At 23.5% G+C, this 13368-nt stretch carries 13 protein-coding genes; 11 read left to right on the top strand and 2 right to left on the bottom strand.

What is annotated here, in order from left to right:
- Positions 1 to 79: 79 nt before the first annotated feature.
- Both SHELI_RS03070 and SHELI_RS03065 read left to right on the top strand, forming a co-directional pair.
- Positions 80 to 2266 carry a coiled-coil domain-containing protein gene (locus SHELI_RS03070; protein ID WP_069116581.1) on the top strand — a complete coding sequence of 729 codons (2187 nt, stop codon included), beginning with the start codon at positions 80 to 82 and terminating at the stop codon, positions 2264 to 2266.
- Positions 2267 to 2285: 19 nt separating this feature from the next.
- On the top strand, positions 2286 to 4199 hold the full coding sequence (locus SHELI_RS03065; RefSeq protein ID WP_069116580.1) for a PTS transporter subunit EIIC: 1914 nt from the start codon (positions 2286 to 2288) through the stop codon (positions 4197 to 4199).
- Between the two features lie 8 nt (positions 4200 to 4207).
- Here SHELI_RS03065 and coaBC read toward each other — a convergent pair whose 3' ends face one another.
- Positions 4208 to 5380 carry a bifunctional phosphopantothenoylcysteine decarboxylase/phosphopantothenate--cysteine ligase CoaBC gene (gene coaBC / locus SHELI_RS03060; RefSeq protein ID WP_069116578.1) on the bottom strand — a complete coding sequence of 391 codons (1173 nt, stop codon included), beginning with the start codon at positions 5378 to 5380 and terminating at the stop codon, positions 4208 to 4210.
- A gap of 184 nt (positions 5381 to 5564) precedes the next feature.
- On the opposite strand from coaBC, the gene rpsU reads away from it, so the two are divergent.
- The 9 genes from rpsU to SHELI_RS03015 all read left to right on the top strand — a co-directional run bounded on the left by rpsU (position 5565) and on the right by SHELI_RS03015 (position 12431).
- Positions 5565 to 5729 carry a 30S ribosomal protein S21 gene (rpsU, locus tag SHELI_RS03055; RefSeq protein WP_023789442.1) on the top strand — a complete coding sequence of 55 codons (165 nt, stop codon included), beginning with the start codon at positions 5565 to 5567 and terminating at the stop codon, positions 5727 to 5729.
- Positions 5730 to 5839: 110 nt separating this feature from the next.
- Positions 5840 to 6316, top strand: a complete 477-nt coding sequence (locus SHELI_RS03050) for a hypothetical protein (protein WP_069116575.1) — start codon at positions 5840 to 5842, stop codon at positions 6314 to 6316.
- A gap of 56 nt (positions 6317 to 6372) precedes the next feature.
- Positions 6373 to 6930, top strand: coding sequence for a Holliday junction ATP-dependent DNA helicase RuvA (locus SHELI_RS03045; protein WP_069116574.1), 558 nt, complete (start codon positions 6373 to 6375; stop codon positions 6928 to 6930).
- Positions 6914 to 7864, top strand: coding sequence for a Holliday junction branch migration DNA helicase RuvB (gene ruvB, locus SHELI_RS03040; RefSeq protein WP_069116573.1), 951 nt, complete (start codon positions 6914 to 6916; stop codon positions 7862 to 7864). Before SHELI_RS03045 ends, ruvB begins: the two co-directional genes overlap by 17 nt.
- Positions 7865 to 7918: 54 nt before the next feature.
- Positions 7919 to 8794: an LD-carboxypeptidase gene (locus tag SHELI_RS03035; protein WP_069116571.1), complete on the top strand. Its 876-nt coding sequence runs from the start codon at positions 7919 to 7921 to the stop codon at positions 8792 to 8794.
- Between the two features lie 65 nt (positions 8795 to 8859).
- Entirely contained in the window at positions 8860 to 9420 is a 561-nt protein-coding gene (gene hpt, locus SHELI_RS03030) for a hypoxanthine phosphoribosyltransferase (protein WP_069116569.1), read from the top strand.
- A 96-nt stretch (positions 9421 to 9516) separates the two neighbouring features.
- On the top strand, positions 9517 to 10050 hold the full coding sequence (locus tag SHELI_RS03025) for a hypothetical protein (protein WP_069116567.1): 534 nt from the start codon (positions 9517 to 9519) through the stop codon (positions 10048 to 10050).
- A 43-nt stretch (positions 10051 to 10093) separates the two neighbouring features.
- Complete coding sequence (locus SHELI_RS03020) at positions 10094 to 11578, top strand: hypothetical protein (RefSeq protein ID WP_069116566.1); 1485 nt, start codon at positions 10094 to 10096, stop codon at positions 11576 to 11578.
- 7 nt (positions 11579 to 11585) lie between these two features.
- Positions 11586 to 12431 (top strand): hypothetical protein, encoded by an 846-nt coding sequence (locus tag SHELI_RS03015; RefSeq protein ID WP_157087581.1) that lies wholly within the window; start codon positions 11586 to 11588, stop codon positions 12429 to 12431.
- A gap of 28 nt (positions 12432 to 12459) precedes the next feature.
- Here SHELI_RS03015 and SHELI_RS03010 read toward each other — a convergent pair whose 3' ends face one another.
- Positions 12460 to 13275: a hypothetical protein gene (locus SHELI_RS03010; RefSeq protein ID WP_069116562.1), complete on the bottom strand. Its 816-nt coding sequence runs from the start codon at positions 13273 to 13275 to the stop codon at positions 12460 to 12462.
- Positions 13276 to 13368 lie beyond the last annotated feature (93 nt).

Raw genomic sequence — 13368 nt, 5'->3', positions numbered from 1 at the left:
TTATTTACTTTAAAGAACCATTAAAATGTGCTTATAAATTTGTTATAATATATTAAATAGTTTATTTAGGAGGGTTTTTATGGCAACAAGACATGGTATAAAAATTGAAGATTATGGGTTACCAGAAACAATAACTAAAAGAATTGAAGATTTATTTGAATTAAATTTAAATCCTTCTACAATGAACTTATTGACTAGTGAATTTTCTGTATTTGATGAAAAAGTAAAAAATAATATTAGTAGGTATATAGCCGAAATTTTATTGGTAGAAAATGAAGTTTTAGATAATCAAATGAACTTATTAAAAAAGGATAATTTTGGTAGTGCAAAACAAGAAATGATTTTGAAGCAAAGAAAGTCAAATTTAATAAGACTACAACAAATCTTAGTATCAAAAGAAATTATAATTACTAAGCCAAAAAGTAAAGTGAATAATAATAGTGAGAAAGTAAAAAAAATAGAAAAACAAAATCAAGCTGTTATTAAAAAAATAGATTTGTTAAATATTGACAACGCACTTAAATTGAATCTTAATAAATTGACTGATAGAAAAAATAATTTAGAAAATGAAATAGAACAAAATCAAAAAAGTATTAAAAAGTTAAAAAAAGATTTAGAATCAAGAGAAACAGAGTTAGAGTCTATCAATAATCAGCAAACAATAGATGATTTTTTTAGTGTCGAAGGATTTGAAAATAGGGATCGAAAAAATAATGATATGCTAGAAAAGGGTATTATTGATTTAAAAGATAAAATAAATAAAATAGAAATAAGTTTAGAAAAACAAAACAAAGAATTAAAGCAACTATTAAAAGATGAAGAAATAGAATTAAAAAACATCAGTCAGACTTTAGAAAAAGAAGAAAAACTAGCAAAGGAAAAAGAATTAAAAGAAAAACAAGAACAAGAAAAACTAGCTAAAGAAAAAGATGAACAAGAAAAAAAACAAAAAGAAATTGAAAGACAAGAAAAGATAGCTAAACAAAAAGAATTAAAAGAAAAAAAAGAACAAGAAAAACTAGCAAAAGAAAAAAAAGAACAAGAAAAACTAGCTAAAGAAAAAAAAGAACAAGAAAAATTGCAAATACAAAAAAATAAAAATGAAAATTTGAATAAAGAAGTTAAATCTTCTAACATTTCATCATTAGCAGATATTGCTAGAAAAAAAATAGAAATAAATAGCACAATCAAAACTTATGATCATGAAAATGAGTTTGGTATAAATTATGAAGATAATGATGACGAAATTCTTATGGATAGTAAAGCTGAAAGTATTTTTTTAGAAAATCAAATAAATAAATTACTTAATGATAAAGAAGAAATACAGTTGCTTATTAAACTGCAAAAAGCAAGAGAAATTGCAAGACAAAAAGAAGAAGAAAGAATACTTTTAGAAAGAGAAGCAGAAAGAAAAAGATTTGATAGAGATCAAAAAATAGCAGAAGCGCAAGCAAGAGAAATTTGAAAAAATGAAAGAATAATAAAAAAAATCAAGAAAAACTCTATAGCTAAAGACAGAAGATTAGAAAAAATGGCTAGAGAAATAAAATATATAGCTCAAGAATTAGAAGATCTAAAATTAAAACAAAAAGTTGAAGAACTTAGAAGAATAGAAATTTTAAAAAGAAAAGCGGAAACATCAACAGATAAAATTTTAAAAAAAGATAAACAAAAAGTAGATACATTTTACAATATTTTGGAAAGAAAATGGCTAGCATCTAATATTGAATCAACTTTATTTTCAAAAGATAAAGCTTTAAGAGTTGTAAATAATATGAAGAAAAAAGCGGAAGAAGTTGATAAAAAGTATGGTAATAAAAATTTTAAAACACAATCTTCAGAAGTAAATAAAGAAAATGTAATAAATAATTACACAAATACAAAAAACGATTTAAGCGATACAACTAAGAAAAGATTAGAAGAATTTATTTTTAGACTTAACAAAAATAAAGAAAATAATTTTAGTGAAACTCTTCAGTCATCAATTCAAAAACCATTAGATAATTTTAAAAGTTATGATAAAAATTCTATTAAGAACTCTTTTAATAAAAGTCATTCTATAACAAATAGCAAAGATTACAAAGAATTTTTAAAAGATGAAAGTGATTTTGAAATAAATAAAAGAATTGAATATTTAGAAAGAAAAAAAAGTTTGAATATAATTACAAAAGAAGAAATCAAAGAATTAGAAAACAAAAAAGAAAACATAAAAAATAAAAGTATAAAAAAGAATATGAACTTAAAAAAAATAATAAGCTTAAGTTAAAATGTAAGGATTAAAATGAATGAAAAAAAATCAATTCAACAATAAAGACTTTGATAATTTACAAATAGATTTTAATTCAGATAGTTTTAAACAAAAAGTGTTTAATAAATTTGAACTTTCATGATACACAAAAAATAGTTTGAAAGGTTTTTTAAGAAAAGTAGGTACAAGTTTTGGGTTTGTGATAATACTTATGCCAATATTCGGTATTACATTATCTATAGGATACATTTTAGATACATATAAAGTATCTTCAACTGCTGTAAATGTTTTTAAAAGCATTGGATCTGTTTTATTTGCAAACATAGGAATTTGGTTTGCATTATCAATTTGTATAGGTTTTACTAATAATAAAGGAGTCTCTGTTTATTCCTCTATTATTTTTTATATTGTATTTAACATAGCAATATCTGCTTTTGTTAAAAATAATAATGATATTTTTTTTGATATTTTATTTTGAAAAAACTTAGAAAGTAAAATATATTTATCAAATTCTTTTGGAGTTAAAACATTTAACACTGGAGTTATTGGAGGAATATTTTGCGGATCAATAACAGCTTTAATATATAACAAGTTTAAAGATGTTAAATTAATAAAAGGATTAGAATTTTTTTCAAAAGAAAAGTTTGTTTTAATAATAGTACCTTTTTTTGCTTTCATTGGTTCTATTTTATTTATGATGATTTGACCTATAATGGGTTATTCATTGAAATACATAGGTTCATTGGTTGATAAATCTCCTATAGGACTAGATTCTTTTATATTTAGAACTATCCAAAGGATTCTAATACCTTTTGGTTCTGGCTTACTATGGCAAGCTCCAATGTGATATACAGATTTGGGCGGTAACCTATCAAATTACCAAGGTCAATTGTTTGCTGAGTACCTATTAAGAAAAAATTTTGTTGATTCAGCATCAGAAATTTATCAATTTCTGTCTAACTCAAAATCAATGGTGTGATCTAATTTATCAAATATAGTTAATAACTTCGATTCTGGTAAATACAACAATATTTTTGAAGACTGAATTAAAAATACAAATCTAGAAAAGCTTTGAGACTTGAAAGGGGATCAAGTAATCTCGGTAGGGGTTATGAATAGCGAATATATAACTGCACAAGATTGTTGAAATTGTGGTATTAGAGTTACAAGATTTCTAACTGGGGGTTTTGTAAATTCGATTTTCGCTTTACCTACAATTGGTATAGTAATTTACTTAAGAATAGAAAAAATTGAAAGAACTAAATATTTAGGATCTTTTGTTACAGCTATTTTAACTTCATTTTTATTGGGGATTACAGAACCAATCGAATTTATGTTTTGTTATATTTGTCCTTTTTTTTTCTTTGCCATTTATGCACCATTGGTTGGGTTTATGGGTTTAACAACATCACTTTTAAATGTAAAAATAGGTACAACGTTTTCAACTGGATTATTTGATTTTGTATTTAATGGAATTATACCTACAATTAATGGTCAAAAAACAAACATTTGAATGCTGCCTATAATTGGAATTGTTTTTATAACTATTACTTTTTTAATAACTTGATTTTATTTTAAAAAAATAAAATTTGATCCACTGGAAAAAGCAGTAGAGAAAAAAGTTTATATAAAAAATACAGTATTAGAAATTAAGAATTTTTTTATTAGTACAAAAAATATAAATAATATATATAATAATGAAAACTGTATTGAGGTTACAACAAATAAACTTTTAACAAACAATGAATTTGATAAATTTTTTGATTGCGTTGAAGTTTTAGGAAATAAAAAATATAAATACAAAATCAAAAATAATCTAAAGGAATCATTTCAAATATTTATAAATGCATATGATGCAAATAAATTTATAAATTATCTAAAATTAAACTATAAAGTTGAGTATAAAAAAATAAAAAAAGAATACATAAAAAAAATAAAGTCTAAAAAATAAATATATCTTTAAATTTCATCATGTATTGTTTTTAATATCATATGAGCTAGATTGTTTTTATTATCAAAATCAAATTGCACTACTTTTTTATTTCTTTTAATAATAATTTTTATTTCGCTTTCTTTTGCATTGATTGCTGAAACCAGATTAACAATAAGCATATCTAAATTTTTTTCTTCTAACTTAATTCATGCTTTATCAAAGTCAAAATCATTTGCCAAACTAAAACCCACTAAATACTGTTTATCTTTTTCTTTACCCAATTCTTTTAAAACATCTACACTATGTTTTAAATCAATTTTTAGCTGTTCATTTTCGATTGATCTTTTTTCAATTTTTTTATCTACTTTGTTCAAAACTTCAAAATCATTCAAAGCCGCTGAACAAATTACAATATCAGAATCAATGTATTGCTTTTTCATTTCTTCTAACATTTCATCGTTAGTTTGTGCATAAATATTATTTTCATCTAAATTAACAATATAATCAGTATCCCCAAAAATTGTTTTAACATCTTTAAAATGAGGTTTGGCATTATTTCTAAGAGATATACCCATTAGACCACTACTTGCGTTTGTTATGTATCTTACTTTATCTATTCAACTTCTTGCTCTTCCAACATTTATTAGTATTTTCTTATCATTAAACTTTTTAAATTCTAAAAAATGTTTATCAACTATATCTGAAACTTCTTTTGGCTCTAAGGCTCTACCTATACCTATATGTCCACTGGCCATTTTACCCATTTTTGGTTCAATTCATACTATATTTGATAACTTTAATAATTTGTTTTTATTTTCCCTCAAAATTGGATTAGAATACATGTTAAAATTCATACTTGGAAATAAAATTAAAGGTGATTTGCTAACAGCAAAAACCAATGAGCATATATTTGAGGCTAAACCATTAGCGATTTGTCCAATAAAATTGTAACTTGCTGGATACACAACATTTAGGTCAGCTTCAAAAGCTAATTTTATATGATCTCCATATGAGTGATTATTATAAAAATCTTGTTCAAATATTTTGCTTATAGTCTTGATTTGTTCGAAATTTACAAATTTTGAAGCATTATCACTTAAAATTATATTTACTTTATATTTTTTAGATAATAATTCATATATTTCTTTTGATTTAGAAGCGGCAATACCACCTGTAACTATCAAATTAACACTTTTCATTGACTTATCTCCATTTATACCTAAATATTACATACTTTTTTAAAAAAATATCATAAAAAAATATCAATTTTATCTTTTTTTTGGTATAACTATCTTGAAAAGTATTTGCAGTTTATAATTTATTTATATCTAGCAATTCTTTAGAAACAAGTGAATACTTTTAATTTTAGGAGTTGAAAAATTAATGGCAAGCGTTGTAGTACGTGAAGGTGAACCAATTGAAAAAGCTTTAAAACGTTTTCAAAAAGTAGCTGCTTCCTCAAAAGCTGAAGCAAGAAAACGTGAATATCACCTAAGTAAGAAAGAAAAAAGAATTTACAAACAAAAACAAAACAGAAAATTTGGGTAATTACCCATTTTTTTATTGATAAATAATTTTTTAATATATATTTATTTTACTTAGTAGTTTTTAAATACTTAACTTTAATATATAATATTAATAGTTACAGGAGTAGACATATGGAAAAACAAGCAAGAAAAAAGAGTGTAACTCAGCCAAAAGGTATGATGGCAATTAAAGAAACAGGTTCAGATGAAAAAATGAAATCTGGAAGGGTTGTTCAAAAACCTAAGATTTTAGAAACAAAGGTATCTAGAACTGATATGATGGCTCAATCTAATGCTATAAATGCATTCAAAAAAAAGGGTAAAAACGATATTTCTATATTACCAAAAGGTATACAAGAATCATTAAAACAAAAAGAACGTATTGATAAGGCTTTAAATGCTGAATTGGGAAGTAATACAGTTGATGCAATTAAGAAAAAATATGAGTTTTACTCAAAGCCAATTAATTTAAAGAAAGCTAAGGAAATCACAGAGTCTAGAAATAGTTATTTCGAAGAAAAAAGAAATAAAAAAACTAAGGGACCTGTTATTGCCAAAGAATCTAAAAAAGTTAATAAACATCTTGCTCAAAAAGTAAACCCAAAATAATAAAAAAATGGCTAAAAAGCCATTTTTTTAACGATTAACTTATTGGAGGTGACATTATGTATTATTTAAATGCTAAATTAGTAAATGTTTCTTCGAATGAAATTATAGTTGAAAGTAATGATATTGGATATAAAGGTTTTATTGTTGATTCATATGATAAAACATTTAATGTCGATAATAATATAAAATTATATGTTTTAAACTATAAGAACGAATATGTGGATGAATATTTATTTTTTCAAAACCTAGATGTTTATAAAGTGGCTAATTTATTATTAAGCATAAAAAATTTTGGGATTAAATCTTTATTAGCAATATTCAGTAATATAGATTATGAAAAATTTATAAATTATGTAAAAAATAAAGAAATTATAGAACTGGTAAGAGTTACTGGTATTGGCGAAAATAAGATTAAAGACATTGTCACGGTAATATCCAAAAACTTATTAAATGAAAAATACAGTAAAAATCAAATGGTTGTTATAAGTTCATTGCATAAACTAGGTTATAAAATATCTAGTATCTACAAAGTGATTTCACTAATTGATGGAAAGTCTGATCAAGAAAGCATTTTTAGAGAGGCGGTAATAAAATTAAATGAAGTTGAAGTTTAATGAAAATAGACCCTCAAGTTTTGATAATTATATTGGACAATCAAACATAATAAAAAATCTAAAAATATATATAAAATCTTGCATAAAAAGAAAATCAGTTTTAGATCATTTATTATTTTATGGACCAAGTGGCCTTGGTAAAACAAGTCTAGCATATCTTATTTCTTTAGAAATGAACAAAAAAATTTATGTTTTAAATGGCACTTCACTACAAAAACCAAGTGATATAATTTCGCCTTTAACAACTTTAAAAGAGGGAGAAATACTTTTTATAGATGAAATTCATGCAATATCAAGAGAAGTTTTTGAAGTTTTATACCCAGTTTTAGAAGATAATAATTTAAGTATTATAATTGGTAAAGATTATAATTCAAAAGTAGTTAATATTAATTTACCTAAATTCACATTAATTGGAGCAACCACAGAATTGAATAAACTTACTAATCCTTTTATAAATAGATTTCCTATTAATTTCTATTTTCAAGGATATTCTAATGAAGAAATAGCAAAAATAATAGAAATTAATGCGCCTAGACTTAATCTAGAACTCAATAAAAATGTATTGAGTTTTATTGCAATTCATTGTAAAAACAACCCCAGAATTGCTATAAATGTCTTAAAAAGACTAAATGATTATATAGTCATCGAGAATCCTAAAATTATAGATATAGAATATATCTGTAAAGTGCTTAAAAGCCTAAATATTTATAAATATGGGATAACTGCACAAGATATATTTTATTTAAAAATATTAAAAGAAAATAAAATAATAGGATTAGAATCAATAAAACAAATAATGAACACTCAAACTTCTACAATTATTAATAATATTGAACCGAATTTACTATTTAATAACCTGATTGTTAAAACAAATAAAGGAAGATCTATTACGAAAAAAGGAGAAGATTTTTTAAATGAAATAAAATTTTCTTAATTAAATAAATAAAAAAATGTAATATTAAATTATAACCAAAATAGGAGAAAGATTATGAAGCTAGGTTTATATCATCCATCAGACTTTATAAATGATAATGAATTTGAGTATGAATTGGCACAAAAGTTTTTCGTTAAAAAGGGTTTTAAAATAATAAAGCCAAATGAAGATAGCATAAAACATGGCTTAAACGTTGCTCTAGCATTTGAATTTAATAAAATGATTTCTAGAAAACCTTATTTAGTTTTACCTACATATTGCTTTGAAAACACCAATTCTTTTTTAGATCTTATTGATTATAAGGCTATCAAACAATCTAAGGCTATTTTTTGTGGAAATTCATATACAACATCAATATTAAGCTCTATTTTCAACAAGACTGGTAATAGCACATTTTATGGTCCAAATTTTATTAGACAATTTAATCAAGTTGCAAAAAATGAAATTTATGCTGATCTGATAGATAGTATTACAAATAAAGTTTCTTTTAAAGGTAACTACGATAAAGATAATATTTTACAGAATGAATGATTATTTGATGGTAAGGGTGAAATAACGGGTTATTTTTATGGAGGAGAAATAGAATCTATAATTAAAATATGAAATACAGAATATATACCAAAAATTAGTTCAAAAACTATATTTTATATTGACGGAATTATAAATGACAGATATAAAATATTATCATTTCTAAACTTTTTTAAACAAAAACAAATATTCAGCAAGTGTAAAGCGGTGATTTTTGCTAAATCATTAGTCAATGATGAAGAATTAAAAAAAATGGTTGATAGTCTACTTATAGGTTCAAAAAAAGCTAATGTTGTTTATGGTGTTGAAGGCATGTTTTCTGAAAAAATGATTATATGAAAATTAAATGCAAAAACTACTATAAACTTCAGTAAAAAAACTATATATCAACAAAACTATTAGTTATAAATATTTTTTAGACAAAAAATATTTATAGTATAAAATAATTTTGTGAGAGGAAAATTTAAATGCACCCATTAGTAAAAGAAGTTCTGTATACTGAAGAACAAATAAAAGAAAGAATAAAAGAATTAGGAAAAGAAATTAGCGAATATTACATAGAAAATAATCAAAGTAATGATGCTGTTATTATGTTAGGTCTATTAAGAGGATGTATTACATTTATGGGAAACTTTTTAACCACTTTTACACCAGAGTGTGAAATTGATTTCATGACTGTTTCATCATATAGCGGTACTGAAAGTTCTGGAAAATTAAAAATAACTCAAGATGTTAAAACATCTTTGAAAGATAGAACAGTTCTTATTGTAGAAGATATAATTGATACTGGATTAACATTAGAGTTTGTTAAAGACTATTTATATTCTCAAGGGGCAAGAGATGTCAAAGTTGTTGTTTTATTTGATAAACCAGGCTCAAGAAAAAATAATATTCAAGCTGATTGAAGAGGTTTTTCGATAAAAAATGATTTTGTTATAGGATTTGGTTTTGATATTGATAATAAACTTAGAAATTTACCATATGTAGGAATATGTGATACAGATAAGTTAAAAGACTGAAAATGATAATTATTTTATATTAATTAATATTTATAACGTATAACCTATTAATAATAGGTTTTTTAGTGTATAATATTCTTAACACTCAAAGAAATGAGGTAAATTATGGATAAAAAAATTTATAATTTAAAAGAATCTAGTTTGGGAAAAGTTACTTTTTTAGATGGAACTGCCTTTATCGCTATTGCCTTTACAGCAGATAATGGAGAAAGAATTAATGAAGTTTTAATTTTAGCAAGTGCTGAAGAAGCTGTTAAAAGATTTCCATCTTATATAATGGAATTAGTATTCAAACACATTCAGGATAAACAAAGTTTTCACAATAGTATGTTGGATTGATTGGTAGAAAATTGATTTGATCCAGGAATTTTAACTTTACAAAAAGAATTAGCAACTCAATATGGTTTCCCAGAAATAATGAATCAGGACCCTATTGAATGAATAAAATCTGAACCAGAAATGGTGCCTTTATGTTTAGCGCATATTGCAGCAAGGTTCACAAATGGTTATATTAAATTACCTAGTTCAATAAGAGACATGGAGTTTACATGCCGATTTGTAAAAAACGTATTAGCTATAAATTTTTGAGAAGAGGGTAATCCCAAAAGTAGTGAACCAATAAAAAAACAAGATTTTTAAATCTTGTTTTTTTATTGGTATAATTTAAATAATAGGTGGTTATATGGTTATTAATAAATTATTTAAAACTGGTTTAGGAGTCGTGTTATTAATGCCGAGTTTATTTACTATATCTTGTTTTCAAAACTCAAATATTATTGCTCACTACAAAATGAATAATAATATGGCATATCAAAAAGTTTTTTCTATAAAAAACAACAAAACAATACCAGATCAAGAGTTTAGCTTGCTGCCATTTTTAAAAGAAAAAAATCAGCAAAATGATTTTGCTAGCACAAAAGATAGCAATTCTCAATTAAAACAATTAAAACTAGATAATGAAGATAATTATTTACAAATAAATACATCTAAATATGTATTAGAAAATGAATACACTTATAATGGTTCAAGTCTTTCGATAAATCATTATAATAATTTAGATAATGATTATAAATATAAATATCAATATGAAGAAAATCAAAAAGCACAATTTGCTTATGATTATCTTGCAAGTAAATATCAAATTAGTGCTTTTAGCGGAAAAAATAAAGATGAAATATATGATTTCTCAAAAATAAATATTAGAACTAATTTTAATAATACTAAATATTACTTTAATCAATCATATGATGCCCAAGAATTGTTTTTAAATTCAAATCAAGAAATTAAATATATGTTTGAAAGTAGACAAGATAGTTCATCAACAGATTTATATGATTACAACCTAAAATTAAATATAAACACTTTAAATTATTTTTTAGAATCTGAAGGTATATCGATTAAAAATAATGAAATTATAATAAATGTTGATGAAAGAATTTTTTTATCTTCAATTATAAAAGTTTTAGATTTGGGTTTAATAGATAAACCAATCGATGTAACCTCTATCCTAAAAGCTTTGAATAAAGTTAATAATATAAACTTAAGTGAAAAAGATGTAAAAATTGAAATTGATGAAACTCATAATAAAGCTAAAATAACTGGATTAGGAAAATATAAAGGAGTTGTAGAAGTATCATATAAAGTAAATGAAATAATAGACATTAATAATTTGATAAAAATAAAAGAATTAAGAGAAATTAACATTAGTGGTGAAAAAATAACTAATGAAGAATTATGAACAGCTATTCAAAAAATCAATAAAGATACAATTGAACCTTTAACATTAGAGGATGTTAAAATAACTGGAATTGATGATAATCAAACAAAAGCAACAATAAGTGCAAACAATACAAAAAAATATAAAGGAACTTTAGATGTTACGTTTAGTGTAGTGTCAAAGAATCAAGAATCAAAATTAATAAAACAAGAGGAAAATGAAGATATTCCAACTTCTTCAAAATCTGTGGTTGAATATAGATTGAATAAGATATTTTACTTTTTTAATAATTATGAGAGTTTTGGTTTCAGACTTACAGAAAAAAATAATGAAAATGAAATTTACTCAGCTAATTTTATAAAAAAATTTTTGATAGATGATGTTTTGGTTTCCAAAATAAAAATTATAAAAACTTTCAATATACAACCAGAAGTTGAAGGTGAGGAATAAAGATATGATGAAGTTATTTAAATTTTTTATGGTGTTTAACTTTTCTGTTCAAACATCACTATTTGTTGCATCATGTGAACCAGTTAAATCATTTCCATCAATCAGTTCTAAGACGGATTTGACTACTTTAAATTATTTGTTTGAAAAAAATAACATAGAAATTATAAATTTTGATTACTTAAATTACATTAATGGTTATTTTGAACATAATGGTTTCACAGATGTTCTAGAAACAAAAAAAATAACAAATAATATTTTAGAAGTTAATAATAGTTGAACTGAAGAAATAAAAAGCTACTATGAATCTCTATCTAAAATATATTTGCCAATAATTAATGAAAATGTTTATGATTTTACAGGAATGACTTTTATAGTTGAAAACATTTTTGTTGATGACTTTTCATTTTTGATTCAAAGCAGTGATGATAATGATAACGATTTAAAATCTAAAGTAAGTTGCACAATGGCTATAACAATTTTAAAAGGATGAGAAACAATGGGTAAAATACTTTTAGATGTTAGCATGAATGAGAGTGATTATTTTACAGGTACAGATTCATTTCAATTTATAAATAAATGAATGGAAACTATCTATAGCGACATCAAAATTATTGGATTAGATGATGAAAATAGATTTATAGTAAATAATTTTAAGTTAGATGAAAATTCAATAGAAAATTTTAAAAAGACTTTAATTTCTAGAGAATCTGATCTTAAAAATTTATATTTAAAAGAAGATGATATTAATTATTGATCAGAAAACGAAAAAGTTATTGATGAATCAACAGGTAAAGAAACAATTGATAAAATAGAAGGTTTTACAATTAAAAATCAAAAATACGTTTTTAATTAAAAAAAGCAGAGTATTACTCTGCTTTTTTTTAATTTTCTAATAATTTTTCAATGATTATAGATAGTTGTATTTTTGCTGTTAATTCTTCACAAATAACAACACCTTTATTATAATTTATTATTTTAGCTGCTTCTTTTCCCTCTGGTTTAGACATAACGGCTATTTCTGATTCAGTCAACTCATTATTTATTACATTGTCAAAATAGTGCGTGATTATTTCGATTGCATCTTCTTTAATAGAAAATTTAGAGTTTGACATTAAAATTATTAATTCTTCTTCAAAATTTTTACTCATTTTTGAATTATTTATCGATCATTCTTTTAATTTATCAACACTTTTTAAAATCTCTGTTTGCAGAATGTAATAAACATCTTCTCGGTCTATATCTGAAAATATTGTATCTTTACCTAATTTATTTAGTAAAGAATCAATCATAGAAAAAGCTTTTGAACTACTTTTCAAAATATTTCCTATTTGCATTTTAATAATTAGCTCAGTTATTTTCTCGGCTACTTTATCTGGATTTTCTTTTATAGAATTTATTAATTCTTCATCTAAAGCAATATTAGCTATTTTATTATCCTTACTTCTTTGTTTTAATGAATTTTTATCAATAAATTCAGTAATTTCCTTCATTGTTAACAATTGTTCGGCTTGCTTTTTAAGAGAAACAAGAGTTTGGTTCATTAGTTCAATGTCAGGAATAAATTCTGTTCTAAAAGTATCGTTTGTTCCTTCCATTAAACCATTTTTTAATTCATCAAGTTTATCATTAAAAAACTTTCTAAACCATTGTTGTGAAATTATATCAATAAAATCTTGTAATAGAGCATAATTACCCATATTTAATCTCTCCTTAAATATTATCAACTATATAATATAACAATAAACTAAAAAAAATGAAAAAATTGTTATAATAGAATTAATAATAGTTCT

This window comes from Spiroplasma helicoides, from assembly GCF_001715535.1.
GTDB classification, from domain to species: Bacteria; Bacillota_I; Bacilli_A; order Mycoplasmatales; family Mycoplasmataceae; genus Spiroplasma_A; species Spiroplasma_A helicoides.
This window is presented reverse-complemented; position numbering and strand designations above follow the sequence as displayed.